This window comes from Nocardia sp. CDC160 (assembly GCF_035818795.1).
GTDB lineage: Bacteria > Actinomycetota > Actinomycetes > Mycobacteriales > Mycobacteriaceae > Nocardia.
In genome coordinates, this window is the sequence record NZ_JAYKYT010000005.1 from 163,573 (window position 1) to 180,390 (window position 16,818).

At 67.9% G+C, this 16,818-nt stretch carries 13 protein-coding genes; all 13 read right to left on the bottom strand.

Annotation, left to right across the window (positions count from 1 at the left end):
• Positions 1 to 18 precede the first annotated feature (18 nt).
• The 13 genes from VMT40_RS28495 to VMT40_RS28555 all read right to left on the bottom strand — a co-directional run bounded on the left by VMT40_RS28495 (position 19) and on the right by VMT40_RS28555 (position 16,796).
• On the bottom strand, positions 19 to 966 hold the full coding sequence (locus VMT40_RS28495) for a hypothetical protein (RefSeq protein ID WP_326361984.1): 948 nt from the start codon (positions 964 to 966) through the stop codon (positions 19 to 21).
• Positions 963 to 1,613 (bottom strand): nitroreductase family protein, encoded by a 651-nt coding sequence (locus tag VMT40_RS28500; protein WP_326361985.1) that lies wholly within the window; start codon positions 1,611 to 1,613, stop codon positions 963 to 965. The genes VMT40_RS28495 and VMT40_RS28500 overlap by 4 nt, the downstream gene beginning before the upstream one ends.
• Positions 1,610 to 2,629, bottom strand: a complete 1,020-nt coding sequence (locus VMT40_RS28505; protein WP_326361986.1) for a ScbA/BarX family gamma-butyrolactone biosynthesis protein — start codon at positions 2,627 to 2,629, stop codon at positions 1,610 to 1,612. The genes VMT40_RS28500 and VMT40_RS28505 overlap by 4 nt, the downstream gene beginning before the upstream one ends.
• Positions 2,626 to 3,531, bottom strand: a complete 906-nt coding sequence (locus VMT40_RS28510) for a nucleoside-diphosphate kinase (protein ID WP_326361987.1) — start codon at positions 3,529 to 3,531, stop codon at positions 2,626 to 2,628. Before VMT40_RS28510 ends, VMT40_RS28505 begins: the two co-directional genes overlap by 4 nt.
• Complete coding sequence (locus VMT40_RS28515) at positions 3,528 to 4,622, bottom strand: SDR family oxidoreductase (protein WP_326361988.1); 1,095 nt, start codon at positions 4,620 to 4,622, stop codon at positions 3,528 to 3,530. Before VMT40_RS28515 ends, VMT40_RS28510 begins: the two co-directional genes overlap by 4 nt.
• A complete protein-coding gene (locus VMT40_RS28520; protein WP_326361990.1) occupies positions 4,619 to 4,918 on the bottom strand; it encodes an acyl carrier protein in 300 nt (99 codons plus the stop codon). The genes VMT40_RS28515 and VMT40_RS28520 overlap by 4 nt, the downstream gene beginning before the upstream one ends.
• Entirely contained in the window at positions 4,915 to 8,571 is a 3,657-nt protein-coding gene (locus VMT40_RS28525; RefSeq protein ID WP_326361992.1) for an AMP-binding protein, read from the bottom strand. The genes VMT40_RS28520 and VMT40_RS28525 overlap by 4 nt, the downstream gene beginning before the upstream one ends.
• Before the next feature lie 8 nt (positions 8,572 to 8,579).
• Complete coding sequence (locus VMT40_RS28530; protein WP_326361994.1) at positions 8,580 to 11,360, bottom strand: phosphoenolpyruvate synthase; 2,781 nt, start codon at positions 11,358 to 11,360, stop codon at positions 8,580 to 8,582.
• 213 nt (positions 11,361 to 11,573) lie between these two features.
• Complete coding sequence (locus VMT40_RS28535; RefSeq protein ID WP_326361995.1) at positions 11,574 to 12,716, bottom strand: FAD-dependent oxidoreductase; 1,143 nt, start codon at positions 12,714 to 12,716, stop codon at positions 11,574 to 11,576.
• A gap of 66 nt (positions 12,717 to 12,782) precedes the next feature.
• Complete coding sequence (locus tag VMT40_RS28540) at positions 12,783 to 13,607, bottom strand: carbohydrate ABC transporter permease (RefSeq protein ID WP_326361997.1); 825 nt, start codon at positions 13,605 to 13,607, stop codon at positions 12,783 to 12,785.
• Positions 13,600 to 14,574 carry a carbohydrate ABC transporter permease gene (locus VMT40_RS28545; protein ID WP_326361999.1) on the bottom strand — a complete coding sequence of 325 codons (975 nt, stop codon included), beginning with the start codon at positions 14,572 to 14,574 and terminating at the stop codon, positions 13,600 to 13,602. The genes VMT40_RS28540 and VMT40_RS28545 overlap by 8 nt, the downstream gene beginning before the upstream one ends.
• 3 nt (positions 14,575 to 14,577) lie before the next feature.
• A complete protein-coding gene (locus VMT40_RS28550) occupies positions 14,578 to 15,429 on the bottom strand; it encodes a metallophosphoesterase (RefSeq protein ID WP_326362001.1) in 852 nt (283 codons plus the stop codon).
• Positions 15,426 to 16,796 carry an ABC transporter substrate-binding protein gene (locus tag VMT40_RS28555; RefSeq protein WP_326362003.1) on the bottom strand — a complete coding sequence of 457 codons (1,371 nt, stop codon included), beginning with the start codon at positions 16,794 to 16,796 and terminating at the stop codon, positions 15,426 to 15,428. The genes VMT40_RS28550 and VMT40_RS28555 overlap by 4 nt, the downstream gene beginning before the upstream one ends.
• Positions 16,797 to 16,818 lie beyond the last annotated feature (22 nt).

The following is a 16,818-nucleotide window of genomic DNA, read 5'->3' on the forward strand; positions in this document are numbered from 1 at the left end:
TCCAAGCCTAGGGGGCGATCACTGGTGGGTTGCCACCACTGCTTGGGTGATCAACGTCAGATAGAGGGTGAGGATGAAGAGGACGGCGGGGAGGATTGGGTAGTCGGTGGACTTCGAGCGGAGGAAGCGGTAGGTGCCGATCAGGGGAATCAGGGTCAGTGCCAGCGGGATCCAGCCGATGACTGTGGCGGTGCCGTGCCAGTCCCAGGGCTTGGCGAGGGCGATTTCGCACAACGCCGCCAGTACCGCGCACGCCGATGATGCGATCGCGCTGCCGGGGCCGCCCAAGGCGTTGGAGTAGTACATTTCGCCGGGGCGGGGGGTGTGGGAGGTTTTGCGGGCGAATTCGAACTGGAGGAAGGCGCCTGCGAAAACTATTGCGACCCAGGCGACTCGACCGCGCGCTGCGGCCTCGCCGGTGTCGATTGCGGACAGCACGACGTAGGCGGTGACCAGGAGTTGGACCGGGTAGGTGACGACCAGGTTGAGGAGGATGTTGGTGCGGATTGTGGTCGAGAGTTGTTCGAGGGCCCAGAGGATCAGGCCGTAGGCGAGGACGGCGGTGATGGCGATTGCTGAGCGGAGGGAGAGGGCCAGGCTGCCCGCGATCGCGATCAGGGCGATTGTTGCCATGGCGGCGCGGAGTTCACCGGCGGTGACCGCGCCGGTGACCAAGGGGCGGTCGGGGTTGTGGATGCGGTCGTAGTCGAGATCCTTTTGCTCGTCCACCATGCGGAGGTAGAGGAGGACGATCGCGACTATGGCTATGCGGGCGGCGGTTGCGCCGGTGGGGTGCCAGCCGACGGTGGGGTTGGTCAGGAGGGCGGCGGTGCCTTCGAGGGCGAAGACCCAGAGGATGCCGTACAGCAGGTAGTGGGGCTTGTACATCACCCGGGTGAACTTGGCGATGCGCCCGATCGAGGTGAAAAGAGTTGTCCGAACAGGCATGTCGGCGAGTTCTGTCACGGCTCCGAGCCTCCTTGACTCGCCGCAACGCGATCCGAGGGCGGCCAGCCATCCCAGCCGGTGAGTTCTGCTGCGGGCGTGCGGCGCACCGGTTTGTCGGAGCCGGGGAGGAGGTGGGCGACCGGGAGCATTGCTACCTGGGTGACCTCGTCGAAGGGGATGCCGAGCAGGTCGGCGATCTCGCGTTCGTAGGCCAGGTGCGCGGTCGTCAGAGTGGAACCGAGACCTCGGGCGCGCAAGGCCAATTGGAGATTCCAGACGGCCGGGTAGATGGAGCCGTAGAAGCTGGCCAGGCGCAGTGGGGAGGGGTCGGCGGGCGGGCGGCCCAGGGAGCAGACCAGGATCAGGGCGGGGACTTCGGCCAGGTGGTCGGCGAGGTATTGGCCGGAGGACAGGTCGGCGAGTTGGTCGGGGCGGGGCGTGCGGCCGGAGAGGTTGGCGGCGAAGGCCTTTCGGTAGTACTCGGCGATCTGGGACTTGAGGGCGGGGTCGCGGACCACCACGAAGCGCCAAGGCTGGCGGTTGGAGCCGCTGGGGGCGTGGACTGCGATGTCCAGGCATTCTCGGATGTCCTGGTCGGCGACCGGGCGGTGCAGGTCCAGACGTTTGCGGGCGGCGCGGGTGGCGGTCAGCAGGTCGAGGGTCATCGGCTGACTTCCTCCGAAGCCGTTGCGGGCTGCTCGAATTCGAGATCGATGCGGGCGGCGATGCCACCTGCCTGGCGGATCTCACAGTGCACGACAGTGGCCTCGACGCCGGAATCGGTGCGTTCGGCGACGCAGACGGCGGGCAGGTCGAGTTCCACGAACTGGTCGAAAGCGCTTGTCACGCTGACCAATCGGGGTAGGTCCGGTCCCATGGTGGTGAGCGCGGTCTGACGGCAGGCCTCGATGAGCAGATTGCCGGGCACGTGGTCGAGCTGGTGATCGAACAGGATCGGGTGGGTGGTGTCGGCGACCACCGCGGCCCGCGCCCGGGACTCGGTGGCTTCCGGGACGCCGATCACCACATTGCGCGGATTCTCGCGGCCAACGAGTGCCGCCGCGGCCCGAGGTCCGGCCGAGGCGGGAGTCTCGAATGGCCCGAGCCCCAGGTGTTTCCGGTAACCGGCGCGAATGGCGGCCCACTGACGCGGATCGACCCAGGAGAACGAGCCGTCGACGGTGCCCATGGTGACACCCCGGCTGGAGATCTCCAGAACCAGGTCGAGCCCCTCGAGCCGTTCCCCCCGATGATGCTTGCGCAGCGCACGCACCCGCATCTCCAGATCGGCGGGAGCGACGCCGATTTCCCAAGCGGCACTGTAGATTCCACTGCCATTGAAGGTACGCACCAGGAATGCCATGTCGGTGGGCACCTCATAGAACTCGTGCGTCACCGCGATGGACGCCTGCCGCGCCGCCTCCATGACCGCGATCAAATCATGGTGCCGACCCAGCGCCCCGGCGTGATCACCGTAATGGCCGTGCATACGCGGCAATTGGGCACCGACCACGAACCTGTCGGTCGCCTCGGCCTCCAGGGAGGTGACGAACACCTCCGAGACCGCGTGCCGGTGCGCGAGCGAGCGCGGAATGGTGCGCACGTGGCTGGCGCGCACCCCCGGCCGCACGGCGGCCGGTGCCACGGATTGTGTGGTGCGTATGGGCTGTGTGGTGGTCACGGTCTTGCCTCCAGCCAATCGGTCGCGCCCACGGGTCGCAGCGTCTGAGATCCGGACCCGGTGCGCATGGGTAGTACGTAGGAACCGAGCACGATGAGCGACCACGGGTCCAGATCGCGCCCGGACGCCCACGCCACATCCAGGAGCGCGGCGTCGTCGCTGTGCTCGGGGGATTCCGCTGCCGCGGATCCCAATTCGTCGCGCAGCCGAGCGGCGGCATCGGAACGTTCGAAGCTGCGGGCCAGGGTCACGTCGTAGAGCTCGCGCCCCAGGGCGGCCGCGTCGCCACTCCGGCCGCGACCTTCCAGAGCGCGCGCGAAGACGTCGGCGCGCGTGTGCTCGTCGAAGTAGATGGCGAGCTCGCGCAGCACATCGGCCGGATCATCGGGCGAGTGCACCAGATTGAGCAGGTAGTTGTGCCGCCCCAGCAGATACCGCAGGTCACCGGGCCGCCGCTTGCGAGGATCGGTCGCGCCCTTGGCTTCCGCGAGCCGCACGGGTGTCGGCAGTTCCCCGACCGGCCCCCGGACGACCAGGACCAGCACATCGGAGATGCCGACGAGCAGATCGGCCAGCCGCCGCCGCTCCGGTGAGGCGATATTCCAGGCGAAGTACCACAGCGCCCGCGCCACATGCCGATCCACGACCACCCGCCGAGCATCGACCACCTGAAACTCATTGGCGGCCAACCACTCCAGTGTCGGATCGACCGCGCGGGCGACGATCGCGTCGGGCTTGAGCAACAGCAGCGAGTGCTCGTGGGAGAAGCGCTCGACATCGATCCCCAACGCCTGTGCCTGATCTACGGTTTCGAGCACGTAGGTATCGGCGAGGTAGGCGTCGACCTTCTCCTTGGAGGGCGTGAGCGCTGTCAGCAGCGTGCGCAAGGTGTCGTCGGTCATGACCGCGCACCTCCGAAAGCACCCGTGCGCGCCAGGATCTCCTCGATGGAAGGCAGTGGCGCGCCCAGATATCCGGACTCCAGGCAGTGGTCCAGGAGCAGCCGCAGGTATTCCTTGCCGGTGCGCGGCGGCAACCGGTCGAGCAGGCGATCGGCGGTGCCGGTGTCGAAGCTCAGGCGGCGCTGGAAGTAACTGGTGTACAGGGCACCGATGCGCAGGTAGTACTCGCGCTCGATCGGGTCGAGATCGTCTGCGCGGAAGGACGATTCCGGGACGAAGGTCGCCACTTCGAACGATGGGTATTCGGCCAACACATCGGAAACCTCACGCAGCGAGAGCGTATCGCGCCCGACGGCATGCATGGTCGCTCCCTCGACGCTGTCGAATTCCGTGGCCGCGGCGGCGATCACGTCGGCCACATGGTCGACCGGAGCCAACGCGAGAGTGGCGTCGTAGCGGCCGGGCAGGGTGCGCAGCTTGCCCTCCACCATGAGCTTCACGACGGTGTAGAGGTTCTTGTACTCGCGAATCACGCCGTCGGCGAGCGCACCGGTGACGATGCCCGGCCGCACGACCGTCCACCGCAGTCCCCGCTTGCCCGCCTCGCGCACCAGTTGCTCGGCCCGCAGCTTGCTCTGCTCGTACCCGTTTCCGAAGGACTGCCCGGCATCCAGCTCGTCCTCACCGATGACGCCGTGCCGCAAACCGCACACGTACGCGGTACTCACGTGCACCAGCGGCACATTCCACGACAGGGCCAGTTCGACGGCGTGCTCCGCACCGCGCACATTGAGCTCGTCATAGGTTTCGGGCAGGGCGTCGAAGGCCGTGGTGGCCGCGCAATGCACGATCATGCCGACCCGGTCGGCGAGTTCGGCGGCCGTGGCGGGGTCCAGCCCGAAGCCGGGGCTGCGAATATCGCCGGGAACCCGCACGTCCGGCTCGAAAGGCGTGCCGTCATTGCGACGGATCTCCGAATTGCTGTGCAGCACAGCCGCGACGGGCCGTCCGGCCGCGCTGAGCCGAGCGGCCACCTCCGCACCCACGAGGCCGCTTGCACCGGTCAGCAAGACAGTGTCACGTCCACTCATGCGCTCACCTCCAGGGTGCGGTTGACCAGATCGATGACCTGCCCGACCCGCAGCACTCCCATGAGTTGTTCGGGCCGATACCGCGGCAGGTCGAACCCACGCTCGAGCACCACGGTCAATTCCATGAGCCGCAGCGAATCGAATCCGAGATCCTCGATCAGCCGCAGCTCGTCGCCCAGCTCGGCGACCGGTCGCGGTGCCATTCCGCCGACGATCTGCCGAACTCGCTCGGCCACCGGGCTTTCCGCGCCCGCCACAGCGTTTTCCGCGCCCGTCACCGCGTTTTCCGTGCTCATGACTGCTCGCTTTCTCGCAGATGCGGCTGCTGTCCGCCACTGGCCAACAGATCCCGGGCCTCGTCCAGCGGCAGCGAGGCATCCAGATATCCGGCCAGCCGCAGCCAGTCGTAGCCGAGGGTGAGGGTGCGCTGCCACTGCTCCCGCGAGTCGAAGGAGGCCGGGAACTCCTGCCCCGCATCGGCGGCCAGGCGGCGCACCAGGGTGACGACGGTGTCGATAGTGGAAAGATCGTCCAGCGCGTCCCCGCCGTTTCGCAGCGTGGCCGAGAATCGCACGCCGACAGCGGATTCCAGCGCCGCGAGCAGCGCGCTCCGCTCCGGAGCCGTCTTCGGCAGCAGCCGCGCGACCGTGCCGACGGCATCCACATCCGCAGGCAGCGGATGAATCCCGAACGCACTCAACAAAACCCGCACACTCATGGCGACAAGCCGATGCGCGGCAATGTCGGCGACATCGCCCTGCCCATCCTTGATCGCCCCGACCAGGTCTTCCCGCGCGTTCTCCAGAACCACGTTGGACCACACCAGATTCAACCCGGCACCGATGAACCGCCCTGCCGACAACGACGACAGCGTGGCGATCCCGTCATCCCGCACGGCCCCGGTCAACCCGAGCGACGGCGAGGTCCCGGAAGCAACCGGCGTATAGGGCTCCACCACCTTGCACATCGCCAACGCGGGCTCGATCACCTCTCCCCCACGCCACTGCAATCCGACAAACCCCAACCGCACGAACTCCGCCAACTCCGCCCCGATATCGTGCGTGGCCCGAGCGAGAACATCGCGCACCGAATGCCGGAACACCACGGACCGCCAAGCCCGCGCACCCGCATCCGACAGCACGAAAACCTCACTGTCCGACCGCAACACGTGCAGCCGTCCAGCCAGCGGCCACGTGGTCACCGCGGGCCGCCGAGTGAAGACCACCTGATGCGGGTCATCCGCAACGCCGTCCACGCCGAGATCGGCCGCCAACTCGAACCATGCCGCCCAGGGCCCGGAACCTTCGGCTTCGGAGACACGTGCCTTTGGCGTTGAGCCAAGGCCCGTAATGGAGTTCGCGCGCGTTGCGACCGCGAGCGCATGGCGATGGCCATCGACTGTGTCCCAACCTGGTGTCTGGGCGAGCGCGCGGTAGCGGTCGACCAGCGGGTCGGACCCCACCCGATCCAGTTGCTGCGGCAGCCACTTGGTCTCGAGGTAGGTTTCGCCGCGTCGGGCCAACCACCCCTTCATGGCCTGCGCCAGCCCATCCTCGGCCCAGGCCGCCGCCTCAGTGTGCGCACCGAACGCAAGCAGCGCGACCGCATAGCGGAGCGCGTGACGAGCCCGAGCGGTCCACCAGTCCGCCGCCACCGTGGCGAAGGTGTCGTGGTCGAGCACGGCCCGCAGTTCCTCGATATCGACCGCTCCCGGCCGCACCACGGTCGCTCGCAGGAAGCGCTGACAGCGATTCAACACATCCTCATCGGGCGCGGTCGCCGCCTGCTCCAACTGTCGTCGCAGCTGGGCGACAGAGCGTGTCCGAACCTCCACGCGCCGCCCGTCGACGAACAGCACGGTCGGTAGGGTCGGCAACTCGTCGGAACCGGGTGCGACCACGAGGAAGTCGATATCCGAGCCCGCATTGCCGAACCCCTCCGCGAGGGAACCCTCGAAGAGAATCGCGGCGTCGGCCGGGACGGACACCGAACGCAGAGCGCTATCGAGCAATTGCCGCAACCGTTCGAGCGGCACACCCGTATGGGCACCGCGTGCATCAGGTTCGTCGGCAGTTGTCGCCGTGTTCTGGGCTCCCGCCGCACTGCCCGCTCCCGCCGCGCTGCCCGCTGCCGCCGCAGGCACACTGTCCACTCCCGCTGTACCGCTACCCGTCCGAGCGTGCGCGTCGCGACCAGCCGCACCAACGTCGGCTCCTGGAGCTGCGCCTGCGGCACCTGTCGCGGCGCTCTCGGGCCGGACCAGCATGTCGTCGGCCGCGTGGACGACCGCACCTTCGAGCGCGCCGTCCTTCAGCAGCTGCCACATGTGGCGGCGGCGGGGCTTGCCGCTGGAGGTGCGGCGGATGAGGCCGCGCGGCCCGGTGACGATGTGCACGGTTTGGGCGGGGCCGAGGTGGCCCCGAATCAGGGCGCGGGCCTCGGAGATCCACTCGCCGGGCGCGGTTTCGGCGAAGAGCGCGACGCCCTGCAGGCCCGCTTCCACAATGCCGACGGCCGCGAGTTTGCCCTTGGTGAGGCCGGTTTCCTGGGCTACGCGGGATTCGATGTCCTCCATGAACACGGAGCGGCCGCGCACCTTGATGCTGGTGCCCATGCGGCCGAGGACGAAAACCTCACCGTTGTAGAGGAATCCGGCGTCACCCGAGTACAGGGTGCCGTTCTCTAGGCGGGTCGACGAGGTCGCCGACGGCGCGCCGGAGTACCCCAGCGCCACCGAATCGCCGCGGACGACCATCTCACCGAGGACACCGTCGGGCAGTTCCCGGCCCTCGTCATCGACAACGGTCACGGTCGACTCCGGGGTCGAGAAGCCCAGCCCGGTAATCCAACCCGCCCCTTCGACACGGTGGGTGTCGTCCAGGATCGCGGCTTCGAGGACCGGAACCGGTTCTCCGAAGCGAAGATTCGGGTTGTCCAGGCGCAGCGCGGTGATCGGGCGTCGGGTCGGCGACGACGTCACCATGAGCGTCGCCTCGGCGAGACCGTACGCGAGGGTGAACGCCCCCATCGAAAAGCCCTGCGGCCCCACCAAATCGGTGAAGGATTGCAGATCCGCGACCTCGACGGGTTCGGAGCCGATGGCAAGCGTGCGCCAGCCCGACAGGTCCAGATCGGCAATGTCCTCGCCCCGCACCCGGTGCGCCACGTAGCCGAGCGCGAACGACGGTGACGGCGCATGTTCGGAATGGGTCATGGCCCGCAGCCAGCGCAGCGGATCGCGCACGAACTGGTCCGGCCGCATCAGATACAGGTCGGCCTGATTGGTAACGCCTTGCAGGAACGCACCCACCAATCCCATGTCGTGATAGAGCGGCAGCCACGACACCATGGATTCGCCCGGCTGCCAATCGATGAGCCGGGTGATCATGTCGATGTTATTGGCGAGATTGTGCCAGCTCACCCGCACCCCGCGCGGCGCGCCCGAGGAGCCCGAGGTGAACTGCAGCAGCGCCACTTCAGCGACCTCGGCCAGCTCGCGGACCTCGGGTGCGGCGGGCAGCTTGGCGGCGTCGATCACCAGCGGCTCATCGGTGCGTCCGGCGGCGACGGCGGCGGCCCGCACGAAGGTCTCGAATTCGGGCGAGGTCACCACCAGCCGCGGCGCGGCCTGTTCGAGAATGCCCGCGATGTGCGCCACGATCTGTTCCAGGTCACCGAACATGGGCGGCGCGACCGGCGTGAACACACCCCCGCACGCCCACACCGCGTAGAACGCCGAGACACAGGGGAATCCGGTCGGCATGATGACGCACGCGCCATCGCCGCTGCCGAATCCGTTGTCCCGCAGCACCGCGGCAATGGCCCATACCTGGTCGCAGATGTCGCGATAGCTGCGAAACTCCCATCCGTCGGCCTCGTCGGCGAGGTGAATACCGGTGTCGGTGGACGGCGAGATCAGCCAATGCCGCACGGCCGCTGCATCATTCACGGGGTCGATCACAGTTCTCCTTCGGGCGGCACCGTGTTCGCTTCGGTCGGCTGGGTGTCCGCGTCGGTCGACAGGGTGTGGGCGTCGTCCAGGACGGTGACGGTGCCCGCCGCCCCATCGACGCGAATGCGCATCCCGGTGCGCAATTGGCGGGTGATGTCGGGCAGCTGGACCACGGTCGGCACCCCCAGTTCCCGCGCCACGATGGCGACGTGGGTGAGCGGGCTGCCACGCTCGATGACCAGCGCCGACGCCGAGGGCAGGGCCGCCACCCAGCCCGGATCGGTGCGGTAGGCGATGAGGATGCCGCCCGCGACGTCGCGGGGTTCGTCCACGATCACCGCGGTGCCCTCGACAATGCCCGCCGCCGAGGGCGTTCCGGCGAGGACGGTCCCGGGCACGGCCGCCTCGGTCGCGGTGACCGGCACCCAGCCCTGCTCGGCCAATTCCACATTGCCCAGCCGCGGTCCAACGGTCTGGAAGCGCGCCGGTGCGACCAGCGTGGAGTCCTTGGCGCGCAGTGACTTCCGCCCGGCCACGACCTCTCGCAACCGCGTCGTATCCGCACCTTCGTAGGCCCCGCGCAATTCCTCGACGGTCAACTGGAAAACATCGTCGAACTCGTCGATCACGCCTCGCGCCACCAGATCCCGCCCCATGACCCGAATCATGCGCTTGACCATGCCGAACGCCCGGGTGCGGCAGAACCGCAACCGCTCCCGGTGCGCCGCGCACCGATTCACCTTGCCGCGCAACCGTTCATAGATACGCCGCCGCACCCCGTGACCGAGGTGCTCATCGAGATACGCGTCGGCCTCCGCGGACCGGTTGGCCGTCACGGTGTCCCCGACCCGCCCGACCGCGCTGCGCAACATGATGAACAGATTCGCCGGATTCTCGCGCAGGTCAGGCGTTTCCAGCTTCAACTCGTCCAGACTCCGGTACCCGTATCGGTCCAGATAGTCGTCGAGTGCGGCGAGGAACTCGGTCCGCTCGGCGGCCCGCAGCGCGTCGTGAATCTTTTCCGGCGGGGTCGAGTTGATGAGCTCGGTCAGCTCGGCATCGGCGCGCACGGTCCGCGCCAGTTCGGTCATGGCGCGCGCGGGCTCGGCGGATTCGACCTCCGCGCCCGGCCCCACCACGGCGTAGAGGAACCATTCCGGGGCTTTGGGCAGAAACAGCTGGGTGAGCAGGAACATCAGGCCGGTGGTGGTCAGCAGGATGGCGTCGAGCACCATGAGCGGACCCCACCGCTCGACCAGATCACGATCCACCGTGCGGTACGCCCGGTAAGCGTCCTCGCCGGTCAGCGTGGTGTAGTCCAGGGTGTCGTATTCGTCGTAGACGCGATAGAACTCCGCGGTGAACGCCTCCATCATGTCGTCGATGCCGAACAGCCGCCGGACATAGACCGCCGTGGTCACCGCCCGCGACCGCAACCGCGCGGCCGGACTGTCGAATTCGAACGGGCGCAAGGTTTTCGCGAGCTCGGCGGGCAGGGGTTCGGCCACGCCCAGCGCCGCCTCGAGCACCCGCCGATTGAGCGGGTAGCCGGGCGCGATACCGACCATGCGATACCAGTGCAGCAGGTTGTAGTACACGCGGCCGTGGAACGTGCCCAGCAGGACCGGGGTCCAGGTATCGGTCTGGCGCAGCTGTTCCGGCGGTACCCGCAGGGACGCCGCGTAACCCCGATACACGCGACCGTAGATATCGGCCGCGGTGGTGAAGGTCAGCGGCGAGGTAATGCCGCTGAAGCTCTCGATAATGTTGGAGTTGTCCCAAATTCGCAGGTCATTGGGGCCGACCCGCTCGCCCGCGCCCCGCAGTTCCGGCGAGGGCGTACCCGCTGTCGTCGTGATCGGTCGAGTCTGCAGCAACCACACGCCCTGGTCGTCGATCGCCCATTCGATGTCCGCCGCCGTGCCGCCCGCCTTTTCGATAGTCCGCGCGAGCTTGGCCAGTTCGGCGATCTCGGCGTCGGTGAGCACGCGCGCACCGCGCAGTTCCTCGGCCACCTCGACGGTGACGCAGCCCTGCCCGTCCACGGCATCGATCCGAATATCCTTGTCCCCCAGGGTGATATCCAGCAGCGCCCCGGATTCCTTGTCCAGGACCAGCGAATCGGCGTCGACCGCGCCCGAGACGAGCCCCTCCCCCAGCCCGTAGACGGCGCTGATCACCAGCTCGTCGTCCGCGCCGGTCATCGGATTTCGTGTGAAGACCACGCCACTTGATCGCGCCGCGATCAATCTCTGCAACACCACCGCCGGTGCGAACGCGCGCGAAATGCCGTGCGCGAACGCGTATCGCACCGCACGCTCGGAAAACGCCGAAACCCAGCAGTCCCGCACCCGCTCAACCGCCGCCTCGACACCGCGCACATTCAGATGGCTGTCGAACTGCCCGGCGAACGAATGCTGCGCGCCGTCCTCGGCCGACATCGACGACCGCACCGCGATCGCACCCGGACCCAACCGCTCCCACCCCTCGGTGACCAATTCCCGAACCCCCTCCGGCACCTCGGCCGCCGCCAGTGCCGCGCGCAGCTCACCGGCCCGCGCCACGGCCGCCTCCACCTCGTCCAGGGCCGCGAACTCCCGCAAGGCCCCTTCCAGCCCCGCGCCCCGCGCGAACCCCTCGAAGACCCCCGTCCCCAGCACCACCCACTCCGGGACCCGCACCCCCCACTGCTCCAGCGCGAACAGCCCCCGCGCCTTCCCACCTCCACTCGCGGTGATTTCCACCGAATCCGACCAAGGGCCGAGCAACCGCACAACCTCTCCCATCCCCCTGAGGTCAGTCGCACCACAGCAGGCGCCGGAGCAAGATCAGGGGTGCCTTTCTGGGTAATCCCCTTTTCAAACTCACACCAGCCCAAGGTTCTTGGGTCTGGGTTACCCGGGCCGCGTCGGGGAGCATCTGCGATGCGAAACCCGCACGGTGCGAACCACATTTCGAGTGGCGCACCGCGCGACCAGCGGAGATCGTGTGCGACCCGGCTAGGCGGGCGGCTCCCAGGTCAGCACCGAATCGAGGCTGCGCAGCATGGCCGACCTGGGCGAGAGACGAATCACGGTGTCGCGCAGCACAGTTGCGGGCAGCCAGGACAGCTGCGCGACGGCGCCGATCATTCGGGACCGGCGCACCATGGCCGTGGTGCGCGGACGGCGCAGACGATCGTAGGCGTCGAGGGCCTCCCCCACCGGATGTTCCGTGAGCACCGCGGCCAGCGTCACCGCGTCCTCCAGCGCTTGATTCGCGCCTTGGCCGAGGTTCGGGGTCATGGCATGCGCGGCGTCGCCGAGCAGCGCCACGCGACCGCGCACGTAGGTGTCCAGGGGCGGTAGATCGTAGAGGTCGTGATGCAGCACCGTCGCGGGATCGACCTGGGCCAGCGCCTCGGGGATGGGCGCGGGCCAGTTCGCGAATCGTCTCCGCACCTCGGCGAACTCACCGTCCGGGTGCCGGTCGCCTTCGGGCGCATCGGCGACGCCGAAGAGATAGGCGCAGCCGTCCCGCAGTGGTACGACGCCGAAACGCTCACCGCGACCCCAGGTTTCACTGCCGCTCACCGAGAAACCCAAGGGACCGGTAATCATTCGCCACGCGGTGTAACCGGCGTACCGCGGCCCCTGCGCGTCGGGCCATAATGCCGCACGGACCACGCTGTGGATGCCGTCCGCGCCGACCACCACATCCGCCTCGGACACGCCCGAGGTATGAGTCACCGCGACACCGTCCCCGGCATTCTCGATACCGGTCACGGTGACACCCGGGCGCAGGACCTCCCCCGGAAGCGCCCCGGACAGAATCGCGAACAAATCGGTCCGCCGGATGGCGACCAGCGGCCCGTACCGCCGCGCCAACTCGCCGGTATCGGTCTTCGAAAGCCACCGCCCAGCCCGATCGCGTATCCCACCCTCGGTCTCCACCAACCCAGCCGCCCGCACGGCATCCCCCAGACCCAGCGCGTCCATCGCCCGAATACCATTCGCCCACAGCGATATACCGGACCCAGCCTCCCCGAACTCGGCGGCCCGCTCCAGCACCTCGACCTGCCATCCACGGCGAATCAGCGCGATGGCGGTTGCCAGCCCACCGATACCGCCGCCGACCACGACAGCCTTCCCGGACCCATTCATGACGACCCCCTCTACGACCTACGACACCCTCCGATCCTATTGCGCGGCTGTCCTGTCCTGATCCGATCACTTCAGGCCGGAGCGAACGAAGGCGTTGACGATGTGGCGTTGGAGGAGCAGATAGAGCAGTAGAACCGGGAGGCAGGCCAGGCCCGCGACGGCCATCATGGGGCCCCACTGGTCGCCCTCGGTGCCCATGAAGCTGCGCAGGCCCAGTTGCAGTACACCGTTGGAGCGGCGCAATACCACCGCGGGCCAGAAGTATTCGTTCCAGGCGTTGATGAACAGCAGGATTCCCAACGCGGCCAAGGCCGGTCGCAGATTGGGGACCACCACCGTCCACAGGATCGACCAGCTGCCGCGGCCGTCGATGCGGGCGGCGGCCACCAGTTCCTTGGGGAAGGCCGCCATGTGTTGGCGCAGAAGCAGCACCGCCAGGGCCGAGCACAGGGTGGGCAGTACCACGCCGATCACGGTGTCCAGCAGGCCCAGTCGGGTGAGCAGAATGTAGTTGGGCAGCATGGTGACCTGGAACGGCACCAGCCAGCTGCCGACGAAGGCCAGGTACAGCAGACGCTGGAATCGGAAGGTGTAGATGGCGAACGCATAGGCCGCCAACAGCGCGATCAGCAGCTGGCCGAGTGCCGAAAGGGTCGCCATCGCAAAGGTATTCACGATGAGACCGGTGATGTCGACCTGGCGGGCCGCGTCGGAGAAGTTCGACAGCGAGATCGGCCACGGCAGCGGCGAGAGCGAGGTCACGTCCTCGGGCCTGCGCAGGGCGGTGGCGAAGAGCCAGTAGATCGGGAACACGCACACCAGTGACGTGCCCGCCAGCAGCGCGTGGCCACCGGCGGACCGCAGCCGCTCGCGCGGCGATGACTCAATCATCGTGGAAGGCAACCTTTTCCGAGATCCAGACCAGAGCCGCCGCCAGCAACCCGAACCCGGCGAACATCAGCACACCCGCGGCCGCGCTGAGCCCGGCGTCGAAGTTGTGGAAGGCGTATTCGTAGAGCAGGTAGTAGAGATTGGTGGTGGCCTGTGCCGGGCCGCCCTGGGTCATGGTGTCGATGAGCGGGAATGTCAGTGTGGGACTGAGCAATACGGTGGTAAGAGCCAAGAACAGCAGGGTCGGCGAGAGCAACGGCAGGGTGATCCAGCGGCGGATCTGCGCCGGGCTCGCGCCGTCCACGCGCGCCGCCTCATCGTAATCGCCGCTGATACCGGCCAATCCGGCCCACACCACCAGCACCGCGAAGCCCAGCAGCTGCCAGCCGGTGATGCCGATGATCACCCAGTGCGCGGTCTGAGCGTCGTAGACCCAGTTGCGTTGCGACCCGAGCACACTGTCGACGAAGCCGGTGCGCGGATGCAACAGCCAACGCCAGACGGCGGCCGCCGCCACGGGTGCGACCAGAAACGGCGCGAAAATCAGTGCGTGATAGACGGTTCGAGCCCGCTGCCCCACCCGCCGACTGGCCAGCCCGATGAGCACCGGCAGCCCGACCGTGAACGGCAGCAGACCCACGATCAGCACACCGGTGCGACGCACCGACGCCCAGAACGCCGGAAGATCCACCAGTCGTTCGTAATTGGCCATACCCACCGACCGCATGGGCTGGGTCGGCAGCAGGTTCCACGAGTAGGTCGACAGCTGCACCGCCTGCGCCAGCGGCTGATACGTCCACACCACCAGCAGGAACACCGCGGGTGCGAGATACAGGTAGGGTGCCGCACCCCGTCGCACCCGCCCCCACAGCGCGCGACGCGGACGTGCCGCCTGGGCAGGAGTCGCCACCGCCGGGGCCGGGGCCAGCACCGGCGGCGTGTCCTCGCGTTCGATCGTGACGAACACCGGCTACCCGGCTTCCGCCGCAAGCGCCGACAATCGCTCCTGCACCTCGGTGTCGGACTTGTCATAGATCCGATTCACTGGGATCGCCTCCACGGCGGTGGCGATCACCGTGTCGCCCAGCACATCCAGGCGCGTGAACCCGGCCCCGGCATACGCCTGCTGGCGTCCGGCCGGAGCCATGGCGTCGATCCGGTAGGCCATCGCCGGACCCACCCACACCGGGACACCGGCCAGCGCGGCGGCGGAGGTCATGTGGTTGTGTCCGCACAGGATCATGCGCACATCGCTGCCCGCGATCACCTCGGCCAATAGGTCGGCACCCTGCAACTTCAGAAACTCCGCGGCGGGAATCGCCGAGGGCAGCGGCGGGTGATGCAACACCAGCAGGGTCCCGCGCTCGGCGGGCCGCCGCAACTCCTCGGCCAGCCAAGCCAACTGCTCGGGTTCGAGTCGTCCGTCATGTCGGCCCGGCGTGGTGGTGTCCAGGCCGATGAGGCGCAGGCCGTCGACCTCCACGATCCGGTCGTGCGGCCCGGTCTCCGCGCCGGGCTCGAGCCCGAGCAACTCCACCCCGAACGCGCCACGCTCGTCGTGATTCCCCATCACGTACAGCACCCGCGCACCGAGCTCGGCCGCCGCCGGTTCGACCGCGTCCCGCAGCCGCCGGTACGCCTCGGGCGAACCATTGTCGGACAGGTCACCGGACAGGATCAGCGCGTCGATGCGTCGCCCGCCGCCACGCAGCCGCTCGAGCACGCCCAGCAGGACCGCGTGGGTGTCCACCGCGTCGAGCACAGGCTCACCGGCGGCGCGGATATGGGTGTCGGTGAGCTGCACCAGAGTCAGTTCGTTCATGACGCGGGCAGCAACTTGGCGCCCTCGGCGCGGGCGGCGGTGAGGGTGGACTGGGCATCCTTGCCCTGGAACACGACCGACTCGACGGCGTCCATCATGCCGTCGCGAATCTGCAGATAGTCGTTGCCGGGCATGGAAACCCACGGCTCCATGGTGGCCAGCTGCGCGATATTCGGTGTCAGCAACGGGTTCTGGGAAGCCCAGGCACCCAGCACGGAGGTGTCGGTGACCATTTCCGAACGCAGCGGCAGATAGCCGATGTTCTTGGAGATCTGCATGTAGGACTCCTCGCTGGTGAGGTACTTGATCAACTCCCAGGCGGCGCGCTGCTTGGCCGGGTCACCGGTCAGAATGTGCAGTCCCGCACCGGAATTCGTTGGTACGGGCGGTTTGTCGCCGAACCGCGGCATGGCGGCCGCGCGCAGGTCCCACTTGTCCCTGGCCCCGGCCACGAACGTGCCCTGGATGGCGCTGGTCTCGAGGATCATGCCGATCTCACCGCGCGCGAACGCCTCGTAGCCCTGCTTCTGGGCCAGCTTCGGCATGGCATTGGAGTTGACGAGATCCTGGGCCATCTTGGTGACCTCGACGCTCGGCGCGTCGGCGTAGGTGAGGGTGTGCCGGTCCTCGGAGATGACGCGGCCGCCATTGGAGCGCACCAGCGACTGGAAGCACCAGTCCTTGGCGGACTTGGTCAGGCAGTCCAGGTAGACCCCGCCCTGGCCGGTCTTGGCATTGATGGCCTTGGCGTCCGCGGCCACCTCCGCCCAGGTCACCGGCGGCTTGGCCGGATCCAGTCCGGCGGCGGTGAACAGGCTGGCGTTGTAGTACAGCACCGGGGTGGAGAACACGAACGGCACGCCGTAGGTGTGGCCGTCCCAGTCGTCCAGCACGCGGGCGCGCGGGTGGAAGTGGAAGCGCTGGCCGTCGAAATTGGCCTGCACGGCCTGCTTGCCGAACAGCGTGTCGAGGGGCTTCGCGCCGAGCTGGTGAATGGTGAAATCCAGGTCGCTGAAACCCAATTGGGCGACATCGGGCGGGCTGCCCGCGACGATCTGGTTCTGAATGCTGGAGATGGTGTCGCTGGCCGGGTTCGGGCTGTTGCCCTGCGGCTTCTGGGCGGTCACCTTGATATTGGGGAACTTCTTGGAGAAGTCGGCGATCAGGGCGTTGAAGGTGTCGGTCCACGCACCCGCGAGACCGTAGTTGTAGGACTCGAAGACGATCGAGACCTTCTGGTCTGGACCCAGTTCGGGGACCTGCGAGGTCGCGGTCGTCTCGGTGGCGGTGGTGCCGCCCAGCCCGCAGCTGGTGAGCGCGAGGCAGGCGGCGAACACCAGGCCCAGGACGGGCACGGTGCGTTTCACGGGTTTCTCCTCATCGAGTGGT